The sequence below is a fragment of the Rhizobium sp. NZLR1b genome (genome assembly GCF_019685155.1).
Lineage (GTDB): Bacteria > Pseudomonadota > Alphaproteobacteria > Rhizobiales > Rhizobiaceae > Rhizobium.
In genome coordinates, this window is record NZ_JABDWC010000004.1 from 23,708 (window position 1) to 35,548 (window position 11,841).

The window sequence follows — 11,841 nt, forward strand, 5'->3', positions numbered from 1 at the left end:
ATGGCCTTTTCCTTCTTTCGCGGAAACAAACCCAGCCTTCTGCAGACCGGACCCGGCGGCCAGAGCCGCAGCCATGTGCTCGACCGGCCTGAGATGTCGATCGGCCGGGCTTCGAATGCCGATATCGTCGTCGACGATCCGTTTCTGGCGCCGATCCATGCGCGCATCGAAAAACAGAACGACGGCGGCTTCATCATTCGCCGCATGGGGCTGAACCCGATTATGCTGCGCGGCGAAGCCCTCTTGCAGACTGCCTCGCTGAAGACAGGCGACAGCTTCCGCCTCGGCAAGGATGTCGAATTCCAGTTTCTGGAGAAGGCGCCGGCCAAGGAGGCGCCGAAGAAGGAGGCATCCAAGACTGGTGACGACAAGCCGAAGAAGCCGCTGCTCAAGCAGCCGGCTTTCCTCGCCGGCATGGGTGTCGTCTATCTCGCCATCGTCGGCATCATCGGCTACGTGATCCTGTCCGATAGCGGCAGCACCGAGGGCGGACCGACCGCCGAGCGTATCAACGCCGAGGCCGCCCGCATCCCGACCTGCATCAAGAACGCCCGGCGCATGCGCCAGGTCTCCGAACCAAGCTTCAACGGCGCCGTCGGCGGCCGTGTCGGCCGCGATGGCGATGCAACCTATGCTGCCCTTTCGCTGGCGGCCGAACCGTCGGACGACGCGGCGCTGGCAAAGGCCGCCGAGCCGATCGTCGAGGCCTACAAACGCACCGCAATTGCCGCCCTTGCCTCGGAAACCCGCGGCAACAAAACGCTGGCGCTGAGCCTCTACCAGCAGACCTATGATCTCGTGCCCGACATTAACTGCTCGGCGGCGCGTTTTGCGCTGCAGCGGCGAGCGGCCGTGAAGCCGCCTGCCAAGCGTTGATCGCAGGTCCGGAATTGCGTGAAAACAAAGAGATAGAACGCGAAACCGCTACGCATTTTTGCTGGAATTGCTCTTTGTTCGGGACGTTGGACGTAAGAGAGTTCAGGCTGACGCGACGAGGTCGGAAGCGAAGGCGCGATAGCTATGGAGCGGGCGTCCCAGCAGTTGAGTGAGACGCTCGACATCGCCCGCTTCCGGCACCATGCCGTCGCTGACATAGCGTTCGGCCATCAGCCTCATCTCGTAGGCCATCCATTTCGGCATGAAGGTGGCGAGATTCTGCTCGAACGCCGTGGGGTCGTCGCCGCCATAGATGACCGGGCGACCCAGGACCTCCGACCAGATGGCGGCGAGGTCCGAGCCGGTCAGCGTATTCGGGCCAACCAGGTTGATGGTCTCGACCGGCAGCTTGCCGGGTGCTCGATCCCGCCGGATCAGCTCGATCGCCGCGACCTCGGCGATGTCTCGGGTGTCGACCATGGCCACCCCCTTGCTGCCAATCGGCATCGGATAGACGCCATGATTGAAGATGACGTCTTTGATCATGAGCTCATTGTCGATGAAGTAGGCCGGACGCAAGATAGTGGCGCTAAAACCCATCGCTTCGATCATCCGTTCGGCACCCGACTTCACCGCGAAGTGGGGCACGTTCACGAACCGCTCGCTATGGATGACGGACAGGTAGACGACACGCTCGACGCCTGACTCGCGCGCAATGTTGAGAGCGATGAGCGCTTGCGTAAATTCGTCGCCCGCCACCGCGTTCAGAAGGAAGAGCGTTCTGATGCCGTCGAAGGCGGCGCGCAATGCGTCGATGTCGAGCATGTCGCCCTGCACGACCTCCACGTCGGCCGGGAGGTTGGCCTTTGAGGGATCGCGGACGAGAACGCGAACCGAGGCTTTGCGCTTGAGAAGTTGGCTGACAACCTGGCGGCCCACGCGGCCGGTTGCGCCTGTAACAAGGATAGTCATGTGATTTCTCCGGGGTAGTCATTGTTGACAACCCGAATATGGATGGCTCACAGATGATCCAATAGACGCTGAATCTGGACGCCGCGTCTCATGGATGGAACAGATGGATTTGCTTGCCCTCGCCGATTTCGTCACCGTCGCCCGCCACGGCGGCTTCGGCCGCGCCGCACGCGCTGCCGGCCGTCCCAAAGCCACGCTCTCGCGCCGGGTAGCGGAACTCGAAGCCAGCCTCGGGCTCCGGCTATTCGAGCGCGGTGCGCGTATGCTCAAGCTGACGGAGGAGGGGCGAGCGCTTCATGAGAGGGCTGGCGCGCTGCTGACGGAACTCGACGAAACGGCCGCAGCCATCGCATTCGGCGGCAACAGCCCGCGGGGCAGGTTGCGGATCAGTGCACCATTGCTGTTTTCCCAGACGGCGATGGGCAAACTGGCCGCGGGATTCGCCCTTAGATATCCGGAGGTCCGCCTGGAGATCACGACAGAGGACCGAGCCGTCGACATGGTGGAGGAAGGATACGACGTGGTGATCCGTGTCAATCCAGACCCGGATGAGAGCCTTGTCGGACGGGTTTTCCTGCGTGATGGACTGGTGATTGTAGCAAGCCCGAGCGTTCCGCACCCGGCGAAGGGGGCAGTGGTGCCCGTGGTCGTCCGCGGCTCGCTGGATCAAGGCGGGTCCTGGACGATGATGACGCCGACCGGGCAATCCAAGATTGTCGTTGATCCAGTTCTTTGCCTATCTTCGCTGACCATGGTCCGAGATGCCGTCCGGATGGGCATCGGCGCGGCGCGTCTTCCTGTATCCCTGGTCAGCCGTGATCTTGCTGCCGGCACACTGGTCCGTTGGGGAGATGTCGATGGGCCTGAAACGCGGCTCTGGGCTCTCTATCCATCGCGACGGCTACTCAGCGCGCGTGTGTCCGCCTTCCTCGACTATTTGAAAGTGGCCTTTCCCATGGGTACGGCGGAAGAGCTGGCAGCCTATGTCGAGGGATAGGTTCTGATCTCTCGAAGCGACCGAGTGCATGAAAAGGTTAGCTCTCTCTTGTGTGTGAGCAACATCATGACCATCGACCGCCCGAACGAGACATCGCACCCTTCGCGTCTCGTTGAAGGGGATGACGAGCCGATAGACGACGCGCTTTCGCAACGCCTCGGTCAGGATTGTCGTCATCCCCGCTCGGATCAGCCTGCAGCGTTCGGCACCGGCGTGTTGAGCAGTTGCTGTTCCCACAGGAATGCGATCCCGCTACCGCCGGCATGCTGGGTAATCACCTCGGTCAAGGCGGCGGCCTGGTCGGTCCGGGCCCAGTCGCGCTGCCATTCGGACGCCAGTGCCATCCACGTCATCATGTTTGCGCCAGCCGCGATCATGCGCTGGATGGCGACCTCATGGGCTTCGACCGATACAGCGCCGGACGCGTCGGTGATGACAGTCACATCCCAGCCTTCGCCGAGGGCCTGGATCGTCGGCATCGCGACGCAGACCTCGGTCCACAGACCGGCAATGATCAGCTGCTTGCGGCCGGTCGCCTTGACCGCGTCCACCACTTTGCGATCCTCCCAGGTATTGATGAACGTCCGGTCGATCACCTCCTGACCAGGAAACACATCCGTGATCTGGGGGAAGAGGAGACCGCCTCGCGCGGCGATCACCGTGGTCAGGATTGTCGGAACACCGAAGGCCTTGGCGGCCTTCGCCAGCCCCGTCGTATTGTTGATCACCATCTGCGGCTCGTGGCTGTTCACATTCGCGAGCTGGTAAGGCTGGTGATCGATCAGAACGAGGACCGAATCCTCGGGACGAAGAAGCGAAGCAAGGCCATTGCGAAAAGTCATGAATACATCCTCTGCTGCCGTTGTGTGGGAGGTTGGTATGCCGGGTGACACGCGCCAGCAGCGGCGCTGCCTCCGAAACGGACACTGTCATTCCCATTTGCGATACGGTAGTGCTCTCTCGTGCCAAGCTGTGTTGCGAAATGGGGAACGCCGAAGTGGATATTGAAGAGCTCAGGACATTCGTGGAAGTTGCGGATGCGGGTGGCGTTACATCAGCCGCGCGCCGGCTCGGCATCTCCAAGTCAATCGTCAGCCGGCGGCTCGTCCGGCTTGAAGCGGATCTCGGCGTCCAGCTTCTTGCACGAACCACCCGCGGCGCGGCGCTCACCGAGGCCGGGATCACGTTTCGGGACTATGCGGCCAGGGTCTGCGCCGAGATCGACGCGGCCAGGGAGACGATCCTGCCCGCCGGTGACCTTTGCGGCCGCCTGAGAGTTGCACTGCCGCTTTCCTTCGGCCCGACCCACTTCGCGCCCGTGCTCGCGGACATGGCGCGACGCCACCCCCAGCTTCACATCGACACCTCCTACAGCGATCGCTTCGTCGATCTCATTGCAGAGGGTTTCGATTGTGCGATCCGGGTTGGTTTCCTTCCGGACTCCAACCTGATCGCAAAGCGCGTCGGACCGATTTATGGCAAGCTCGTCGCGAGCCCGGACTATATCAAAGGCAATGGTTCACCTGCGAGGCCGGAGGACCTCGCCGCCCATCAGGCCCTCATGCAGGGAACGGAAACCTGGCAATTCATGGATGGCGACAGGATCGTCACGGTTCATCCGCGGGGGCGATTCAAGGCGGACAACGCCACGGCACTTGCCGCCGCCGCATTGGCAGGGCTCGGCATCGCCTGGATCCCCGACGGCATCACCCATCAATACGTGGCCTCCGGCGCGCTGGTTCCGGTCATGACACGCTATCCTCCGCCTCCGGCAGGCATCTACGTCATCCGCCCGCCGGGCCAGCATCCCGCCCGCAAGGTACGGGTCCTCTCCGAAATGCTGATCGAGTGTTTCGAACAGGCCCCGCAGCCAGCGGGCTTCGATCGCTAACCCCCGAAGGGCGCGGAGGCCGGGCACGGTCTCATCCGATGTCAGGGCTTGGCGAGGTTCGCCAGCGCCTCGGGCGAGTATGCGCGCAGCGATCCCTCAATGACCGCTTGTGTGACGGGTTTCGGATGCTGCCGGCCCGAAGCAGACCTGACGCGTGCCAAAGGGACGCTCCTCAGAATGCGTGGAATTTCTGGCATCCGCCCGCCGACCCTGCCATAAATTGATTTCATCGAGGGAGGCACCATGATGCAGAAGAAAGCGCCGGACTTCAGCCTTGAGGGCAAGGTGACTTTGGTGACGGGAGCGAGCCGTGGCATCGGTCGAGCTTGCGCGCTTGCCTGTGCCGCAGCAGGCTCCGATATTGTTTTGGGGGTCCGCGATGTCGCAGCGTCGGCAGGCCTGGTGGCCGAACTGGAGGGGACGGGACGAAAAGTCATCACTGTTGAACTGGACATTCCCAACAAGGCCCATATCGCACAAGCCGTCGATGCAGCGCTTGCTACATTCGGTCGGGTCGACGTGCTCATCAACAATGTCGGCGTGGCTCCCGGCAATCTCGCGGAACTCGTCGAGGAGAAGGACCTTGACGAGATCCTCGATGTCAACATTAAGGGCACCTTTCTGATGACGCAGGCAGTGGGGCGTCACATGATCAAGCGCAATGGGGGCCGGATCATCAACATCAGCTCACAGGCCGGCACCGTGGCGCTGCGCGGCGAGGCAATCTATTGCATGAGCAAGGCGGCAATCAATCACCTCACGCGCTGCCTTGCAGCCGAATGGGCAGCCTATAATGTCACCGTGAACACCGTATCGCCGACGTTCATCCACACGGATGGTACAGCAGCTTTTCTATCCGATGCCGACAATCGCAAAGCGACGCTCGGTCACATTCCACTCGGCCGGATCGGTGAAACCGATGATGTGGTGGGTGCCGTCGTCTTCCTGGCATCGCCGGCTTCGAGCCTGATCACCGGTGCCAACCTGCTGGTGGACGGTGGATGGTCCGTCGCATGAGGCCGAGGCTGCTGCACGCCTCGGACAATCTGACATAGAGGTGGCTCATCGCGTCCCGCTGGCCATGCTGACTAGGCTCCGGCTGGTACAAGAATCATCGATCGAACTTTTTCGAGTGGATGAAAAGCCGTTCGTCCACCCCATGAGATGAAGACGCCAGTCCTACCCTGAAAAGCCAGGGCGTTTGTGTAATAGCAGTCGTTGGTCAGGATGTCGTAGCGGGCCGTCGCGTAGCGAAATGCGAAGAATGTGCTGCCATAACCCACACCGATCGACATGATGATGCCGAGCGGCAAGGCGAGCAGCGGTAACCTGCGCTGCCGGACATCCGCCAGCCAGAGGCCCGCTGCCGCGAGAATACCTGGGATGACCGACATGGCGATGAAGACGAGGTCAGGTGAAGCGGGTGCTCCGAAGTCGTCGTCTACGTAAAGCGCCCGGCCAAACTCCATCACCACAGGCATGAAGCGCGCAAAGGCGATTGAGAGGATCAGAACACAGATAATGCGAACACGCACGGGTCCGCTCCCAAGCTAAACCGACCTTCGACAATTGCGGCAATCATACGATCAACTGGCTCCGCTGCCATGGGCTTGCACGCCTGAGTTAATTTCGAAGTTAATAATCCATCTATCGGGTTGTGGGGCTGTTAGGCGATATCCCGAAACTTAGCGACATCTCGCGCCGGCCAGCGCCGGTTGGAAGAAGGCGGATCGCCGAACTCTATCGCATGCCTAAACTCCTTCAGCGATAAGTTGTCTTTTAAGGAGTGTGCCTTACTGTCCTCGTATCGGAGGAGTGGATCATGACGATGATAGTTTCGGCTCTTATCGGGGTGGCATTAGGCATCGCCTTATTGGCAGCGGTTTTTCTCTTTGCTTTTCGTCGCAAGGTCACCAACAAGTCGACCACGAAATCGGCCGATAACTACGACGTGTTTGATAAGGACCCGAGCTTCTACAGCTCCTATGACGTATCCGATAAATAAACCGGGCGACTCCACGTGGCCTATTTTCGCGCCATTCTACTTCAAGAACAATTCAAGCAAAGTGGGACTGGAACACCGGTTACTGTAGACTGCGAGCGCGAGCTTATACGCGTCCGCTAAGTAGCGACCGTTGGCGTCCCGAGTGTCGCTAGCCAAACCGTTCCACCAGGAAATCGATCACCGTCCGCAACATCGCTGTCGGCCGGCGGTTCGGCGGATAGACGAGGGACATCGGAACGGGCTTGTAGGACCATTCCGGCAGCACCTGCTCAAGCCGTCCTTCGACGATATCAGCGGCGAGCAGCAGTTCCGGCTGAAGCACAATTCCCGCGCCGCTGAGCGCTGCCATGCGAAGTGCTGCCCCCTGGTTGGTGGAGAATTTTCCGGAAATCAACACGTCACGCATTTCGCCTCCCGGCCCGACCAGGTGCCAGCGATCCTGCATGCGCCAATAGGAGTGGCCGAGGCAGAGATGGTTCGTCAGAGCCTCAGGCGAGGCCGGCCGGCCATGGCGGGCGAGATAATCCGGCGCGGCAGCGAGAATCCGCCGGTAGGGCGTGAGCGGGCGGGCGACCAGGCTGTCGTCGGATAACGGTCCGATGTGGATGCCGAGCTCGAACCCCTCGCCGACGAGGTCATGGACATTGTTGTCGAGCGACAGCTCGATGCTGACGTCGGGATAGGCGTTCTGGTAATCGATCAGCGCCGGCACCAGGATCTGCGTCCCGAAGCTGACCGGTGCCACCAACCGAAGCCGGCCGCGCGGCGCCGATTGCAGCTCGCTCGCCGAAGCCTCGGCCAGCGCCACTTCGGAAAGCGCGCGTTTGCAGCGCTCGTAATAGAGCTGGCCAACCTCTGTGAGCTGATGGCGTCGGGTGGTGCGATGGATCAGCTTCGCCCCGAGCCGGGTCTCGATGGTCTTGATGTGCTTGGCGACCATGGCAGGCGACACTTGCGCGATCTCCGCGGCGGCCGCGAAACTGCCGTTGTCGATGACCCTGACAAACATCGCCATGCCGGCCAGCTTGTCCATGATTGCCTACCTGTTGGTTTCGAATGACGATACCGGCAGCTTATTTATCAACCTCAGCATTTGCAAGATAGTGGTCACGCCCGAGCCAAGGCGACTGATATAACCAACATGACCAAGGAGAAAACATGCCTATTCTTCATCTGCAGATGCATCCCGGCCGCACTGACGATCAGAAACGCGCCTTCGCCCGGGAAGCGACGAAGGCCGCCGTCGAGACGCTGGCATGCCCGCCGGAATCGGTGGAAATCCTCATAACGGAGATCGCCAAGGATTCCTGGGCGGTAGGCGGCAAGCTGAAATCCGAGGCCTGAGAGACGTCCCGCAGCATCGAAGGCTCGAGCTGCGGGACGCCGCCATGCTGTTGGACAGGGAGCCGGCACGCGGCTCCCGTGTTGACCGCGTCGAGCGACCGGTTGACTTACTGGCTGCTGCGAATCCACCGCCCGCAAGCTGGGGGCACCTGGCTTCGCCCGGACTTAGGCTTTCCGCGCATTTGAGCCATGGCGGAGTCTGCCTGAAAGCAGACATCGTCGACGAACACGCTGTAGGTCGCAGATGCACCAGAGAACTTGATCTCAGCCGAGATCGCCCTGGGCAGAAGTTCCCCTGTCTCTGTCTTCCTGCTATCGTGGAGATGGGGGACGGCTCTATGAGCGAGAATCGCAAGCTGGCCGCAATTCTGGCCGCGGACGTAGTTGGATACAGCCGGCTCGCCAGCGAGGACGAAGATCGCACCCTGGCAAGGTTGCGGGCACTGCGCAGCGACCTGATCGATCCAACCATCGCAGTGCACAACGGCCGTGTCATCAAGCGCACTGGTGACGGAGCGCTGGTCGAATTCCGCAGCGTTGTCGATGCCGTGCGCTGCGCCATCGAGGTGCAGAACGGCATGGTCGAGCGCAACGCCGGCGTTCAGCAGGATCGGCGCATCGAGTTCCGGATCGGCATCCATCTGGGGGACGTAGTAGAGGAATTCGATGGCGACCTGATGGGCGACGGCGTCAACATCGCCTCGCGTCTCGAGGGTATCGCGGCCCCCGGCGCTATTTGCCTGTCCGAGGACGCCTATCGCCAGGTCAGGGCGAGACTCGATCTCTCCGTCAGCGATCTCGGCAACACGCAACTCAAGAACATTGCCGAGCCGATCCGGATCTATTCGCTCCAGGTCGGCACCGCCGCGGAGGTAAAGCCAGGAGTGACCGCCGCCGTTGCTCCTGCGCCGGCCGCATTGCCGTTGGACCTCTCGATTGCCGTGCTGCCATTCGTCAACATGAGCGGCGATGCCGAGCAGGAGTACTTCGCTGACGGCATCTCCGAAGATATCATCACAGCTCTATCGAAGCTGTCGCAGCTGTTTGTCATCGCTCGCAACTCGTCGTTTACCTTCAAGGGCCGGAACGTGAACGTGCAGGAAGTGGGCGACAGCCTCAAGGTGCGCTACGTGCTGGAAGGAAGCGTCCGCAAATCAGGCAACAAGGTGAGGATCACCGCGCAGCTGATTGATGCCACTACCGGCGGGCATCAGTGGGCGGAGCGTTTCGATCGCGACCTGACCGATATCTTCGCAGTGCAGGATGACGTCACGCAGCAGATCGTCGGCGCTCTGGAACTCAAGCTGACGGCCGGGGACCAGCAGCGGCTCGCGACCGAGCAAACTCAAAATCTGGAAGCCTATGACTGCTTCCTGCGGGGCCGTGAACACATGTGGCGGCTGACGAGAGAGCAGAACATTCAGGGCCGGCAATTGCTGCAGCGCGCCGTCGATCTGGACCCGAAATTCGCCCCGGCGCACGCCTTCCTCGCCGTCACGCACGGGCTGGCCTACGTTAACCAGTGGAGCCGATCGCCGTCGAAATCGCTGGAACAGGCGACCGAGGCTGCGACGCTGGCGGTGGCGCTCGACGATCGGTATCCGTACGCACATTGGGCGCTGGCCGTCGTCAACTTGTACCTGCGACGACTTGACGTGGCCATCCGCGAGGCTGAACGCGCGATCGCGCTTGCTCCCAATCTTGTCGAGGGCCACGAGAGCCTCGGAAACGCGCTGCACTATGCGGGCAGATCCGACGAGGCCCTCGTCTGCTTCGAGCGGGCGATGGCCCTGAATCCATATTATCCAGACATTTTTCTGCACTTCCACGCGCAGGCGATGTTCCAGTTGGGCAGGTACGAGGAGGCCGTTGTCTTCCTGAAGCGACGACTAGTCCGCAATCCAGCCACCGACATCTCACGTGTGTTGCTGGCGGCGAGCTATGGTCACTTGGGCTGCTTGGCGGAGGCGCGGGGGCAGTGGGAGGAAGTGTTCCGGATCAATCCCGATTATTCCCTGGAGCACAGGCGCAAAGTGCTGCCCTACAAGAACCCTGCCGATTTCGAGCGCATTGTGGACGGACTGCGCAAAGCTGGCCTCACCGAGTGATTGCATTCCATCGCCGGCAGTCGTCCCACAGCTTCCGTACGGCTCTAGAGCACGCCGCCTTGTATCTGGTTCGCCTCAGATTGTGCGAACGAACATCGAGAAAACATGCATATTCTTCACCTGCAGATGCACCCCGGCCGAACCGACGATCAGAAACGCGCCTTCGCCCGCGAAGCGACCAAGGCCGCCGTCGAAACGCTGGCATGCCCGCCAGCGACACCAGAAAGTCGTCTCGAAAACAGGCTTGCGAATCAGATAAGTGTGTGCTTATGTGTTGGCATGATCGAGAATGACTTTTTCCGAGCTCTGGCAGACCCGACCCGCCGCGCGATTTTCGAGAAGCTGGCGGCGGGGAGCATGAACGCCAGCGCCTTGCGTGAAGGCATGGAGATCAGCCAGCCGGCAATGTCGCAACACCTTGCAGTTCTGCGGAGTGCAAAGCTCGTGAGGGAACAACGACAGGGGCGTTTCGTGAATTACGAAGTCGATCCCGATGGGTTGGCTCTCATCGCCCAGTGGCTCGCAAAATACCGCGCCTATTGGCCGGAGCGTATCGCAGCACTCAAAGTCTTGCTGAAGGACATGGATCAATGAACGAAGGGAAGACCAAGGAGCAGGATAGCAGCGTCGAGCAGGAATTTGACTTGAGCGATCCGCCGCAAAAGGTCTGGCGCGCTGTCACCGTTCCCGAATTTCGGGAAAGGTGGTTGCCAAAGGAGGCATTGGCCGATCCCGATGCGATCGCCGTCACCCCCGGCCAAGAAGTCCGCTACAAGCTGCGCGACGACAGCCCACCATTCCTTGAAAGCACCGTGACGTTCACGATCACACCGAACGCGACGGGCGGAACCTGCCTTCGGATCGTCCACGAACTGACGGATGCAAGATTCGACCGAATGGCGAGGACGGCCGTAAACAGCAACAGCCCGCCCCTCATGCTCGCCGCCTGACGCGGCGAGCCTCACCCTAAAACTCTGGAAGTTTGGAGGTCGCCGATGCGCGAAGCGATGCAGCTCGTCCCTATGGTCATAGAACAGTCCAGCCGGGGGGAACGATCATTCGATATTTATTCCCGGCTTCTTCGTGAGCGGATTATCTTTCTCAATGGCGAGGTGAACGACACCGTTTCGGCCCTCGTCTGCGCGCAGCTGCTGTTTCTGGAAGCAGAAAACCCCAAAAAGCCCATCAACCTCTATATCAATTCGCCGGGCGGCGTCGTGACCAGCGGCCTCGCCATGTATGACACCATGCGCTACATCCGCGCACCGGTTCACACGCTCTGCATGGGTACGGCCCGCTCTATGGGATCGTTTCTACTGATGGCGGGCGAGCCGGGCGAGCGGGCCACCCTACCAAATGCAAGCATCCTGATCCACCAGCCATCAGGCGGCTTTCAGGGGCAGGCGTCGGATATGCAAATTCACGCCGAGGAAATCCTGAAAACAAAGCAGCGTATGACACGGCTCTACGCGGAACATTGCGGGCGCTCCTATGAGGATTTTGAACGCGCCATGGACCGCGACCGCTTCATGACGCCGCAAGAAGCATTGGAATGGGGCTTGATCGACAAGATCATGCAGGTCCGCGAAGCCCCGGCCGATCAGTAAGGGATATGGCCCCGTTGTCGCAAAAATCCCGATTAACGCGA

At 60.9% G+C, this 11,841-nt stretch carries 14 protein-coding genes and 1 pseudogene; 11 read left to right on the plus strand and 4 right to left on the minus strand.

Annotated features, from left to right (window positions below):
* On the plus strand, positions 1 to 876 hold the full coding sequence (locus tag HJB84_RS06820) for an FHA domain-containing protein (protein ID WP_207585348.1): 876 nt from the start codon (positions 1 to 3) through the stop codon (positions 874 to 876).
* Between the two features lie 102 nt (positions 877 to 978).
* Here the strand turns inward: HJB84_RS06820 and HJB84_RS06825 are convergent, their stop codons facing one another.
* Positions 979 to 1,848 carry an SDR family oxidoreductase gene (locus HJB84_RS06825; protein WP_207585349.1) on the minus strand — a complete coding sequence of 290 codons (870 nt, stop codon included), beginning with the start codon at positions 1,846 to 1,848 and terminating at the stop codon, positions 979 to 981.
* Positions 1,849 to 1,951: 103 nt separating this feature from the next.
* Between HJB84_RS06825 and HJB84_RS06830 the strand changes: the two genes are divergently transcribed.
* Positions 1,952 to 2,845, plus strand: a complete 894-nt coding sequence (locus HJB84_RS06830; protein WP_207585350.1) for a LysR family transcriptional regulator — start codon at positions 1,952 to 1,954, stop codon at positions 2,843 to 2,845.
* Between the two features lie 188 nt (positions 2,846 to 3,033).
* On the opposite strand, the gene HJB84_RS06835 is transcribed toward HJB84_RS06830, so the two are convergent.
* Positions 3,034 to 3,687: a hydrolase gene (locus HJB84_RS06835; protein WP_207585351.1), complete on the minus strand. Its 654-nt coding sequence runs from the start codon at positions 3,685 to 3,687 to the stop codon at positions 3,034 to 3,036.
* 155 nt (positions 3,688 to 3,842) lie between these two features.
* Between HJB84_RS06835 and HJB84_RS06840 the strand changes: the two genes are divergently transcribed.
* Together HJB84_RS06840 and HJB84_RS06845 are read left to right on the plus strand one after the other, a co-directional pair.
* Positions 3,843 to 4,736, plus strand: coding sequence for a LysR family transcriptional regulator (locus tag HJB84_RS06840; RefSeq protein WP_207585352.1), 894 nt, complete (start codon positions 3,843 to 3,845; stop codon positions 4,734 to 4,736).
* A gap of 246 nt (positions 4,737 to 4,982) precedes the next feature.
* Positions 4,983 to 5,753, plus strand: coding sequence for an SDR family NAD(P)-dependent oxidoreductase (locus HJB84_RS06845; protein ID WP_221115714.1), 771 nt, complete (start codon positions 4,983 to 4,985; stop codon positions 5,751 to 5,753).
* 71 nt (positions 5,754 to 5,824) lie between these two features.
* Here HJB84_RS06845 and HJB84_RS06850 read toward each other — a convergent pair whose 3' ends face one another.
* The gene (locus HJB84_RS06850; protein WP_207585353.1) at positions 5,825 to 6,271 is read right to left on the minus strand and encodes a hypothetical protein; all 447 of its coding nucleotides are present in this window, start codon (positions 6,269 to 6,271) and stop codon (positions 5,825 to 5,827) included.
* A 287-nt stretch (positions 6,272 to 6,558) separates the two neighbouring features.
* Here HJB84_RS06850 and HJB84_RS06855 point away from each other — a divergent pair, with 287 nt between their 5' ends.
* Positions 6,559 to 6,741 (plus strand): hypothetical protein, encoded by a 183-nt coding sequence (locus HJB84_RS06855; RefSeq protein ID WP_207585354.1) that lies wholly within the window; start codon positions 6,559 to 6,561, stop codon positions 6,739 to 6,741.
* A 148-nt stretch (positions 6,742 to 6,889) separates the two neighbouring features.
* On the opposite strand, the gene HJB84_RS06860 is transcribed toward HJB84_RS06855, so the two are convergent.
* Entirely contained in the window at positions 6,890 to 7,774 is an 885-nt protein-coding gene (locus HJB84_RS06860; protein ID WP_207585355.1) for a LysR family transcriptional regulator, read from the minus strand.
* 125 nt (positions 7,775 to 7,899) lie between these two features.
* Between HJB84_RS06860 and HJB84_RS06865 the strand changes: the two genes are divergently transcribed.
* The 6 genes and pseudogenes from HJB84_RS06865 (at position 7,900) to HJB84_RS06885 (ending at position 11,800) form a co-directional block, all read left to right on the plus strand.
* A complete protein-coding gene (locus HJB84_RS06865) occupies positions 7,900 to 8,085 on the plus strand; it encodes a 4-oxalocrotonate tautomerase (protein WP_003594927.1) in 186 nt (61 codons plus the stop codon).
* Between the two features lie 338 nt (positions 8,086 to 8,423).
* Positions 8,424 to 10,193, plus strand: coding sequence for an adenylate/guanylate cyclase domain-containing protein (locus tag HJB84_RS06870; RefSeq protein WP_221115560.1), 1,770 nt, complete (start codon positions 8,424 to 8,426; stop codon positions 10,191 to 10,193).
* Positions 10,194 to 10,319: 126 nt separating this feature from the next.
* Positions 10,320 to 10,397: pseudogene (locus HJB84_RS33475) on the plus strand (4-oxalocrotonate tautomerase family protein); the annotation flags it as partial.
* Positions 10,398 to 10,472: 75 nt separating this feature from the next.
* A complete protein-coding gene (locus HJB84_RS33480) occupies positions 10,473 to 10,787 on the plus strand; it encodes a helix-turn-helix transcriptional regulator (protein ID WP_246762890.1) in 315 nt (104 codons plus the stop codon).
* A complete protein-coding gene (locus HJB84_RS06880; protein WP_207585358.1) occupies positions 10,784 to 11,143 on the plus strand; it encodes an SRPBCC domain-containing protein in 360 nt (119 codons plus the stop codon). The genes HJB84_RS33480 and HJB84_RS06880 overlap by 4 nt, the downstream gene beginning before the upstream one ends.
* Before the next feature lie 45 nt (positions 11,144 to 11,188).
* Complete coding sequence (locus HJB84_RS06885) at positions 11,189 to 11,800, plus strand: ATP-dependent Clp protease proteolytic subunit (protein WP_207585359.1); 612 nt, start codon at positions 11,189 to 11,191, stop codon at positions 11,798 to 11,800.
* Positions 11,801 to 11,841: the final 41 nt, after the last annotated feature.

Bases quoted from the DNA above. Each gene is read 5' to 3' on its own strand.
- HJB84_RS06820 (WP_207585348.1), top strand. From the start codon at position 1: ATGGCCTTTTCCTTCTTTCGCGGAAACAAACCCAGCCTTCTGCAGACC.
- HJB84_RS06825 (WP_207585349.1), bottom strand. From the start codon at position 1,848: ATGACTATCCTTGTTACAGGCGCAACCGGCCGCGTGGGCCGCCAGGTT.
- HJB84_RS06830 (WP_207585350.1), top strand. From the start codon at position 1,952: ATGGATTTGCTTGCCCTCGCCGATTTCGTCACCGTCGCCCGCCACGGC.
- HJB84_RS06835 (WP_207585351.1), bottom strand. From the start codon at position 3,687: ATGACTTTTCGCAATGGCCTTGCTTCGCTTCTTCGTCCCGAGGATTCG.
- HJB84_RS06845 (WP_221115714.1), top strand. From the start codon at position 4,983: ATGCAGAAGAAAGCGCCGGACTTCAGCCTTGAGGGCAAGGTGACTTTG.
- HJB84_RS06855 (WP_207585354.1), top strand. From the start codon at position 6,559: ATGACGATGATAGTTTCGGCTCTTATCGGGGTGGCATTAGGCATCGCC.
- HJB84_RS06860 (WP_207585355.1), bottom strand. From the start codon at position 7,774: ATGGACAAGCTGGCCGGCATGGCGATGTTTGTCAGGGTCATCGACAAC.
- HJB84_RS06865 (WP_003594927.1), top strand. From the start codon at position 7,900: ATGCCTATTCTTCATCTGCAGATGCATCCCGGCCGCACTGACGATCAG.
- HJB84_RS06870 (WP_221115560.1), top strand. From the start codon at position 8,424: ATGAGCGAGAATCGCAAGCTGGCCGCAATTCTGGCCGCGGACGTAGTT.
- HJB84_RS33480 (WP_246762890.1), top strand. From the start codon at position 10,473: ATGATCGAGAATGACTTTTTCCGAGCTCTGGCAGACCCGACCCGCCGC.
- HJB84_RS06880 (WP_207585358.1), top strand. From the start codon at position 10,784: ATGAACGAAGGGAAGACCAAGGAGCAGGATAGCAGCGTCGAGCAGGAA.
- HJB84_RS06885 (WP_207585359.1), top strand. From the start codon at position 11,189: ATGCGCGAAGCGATGCAGCTCGTCCCTATGGTCATAGAACAGTCCAGC.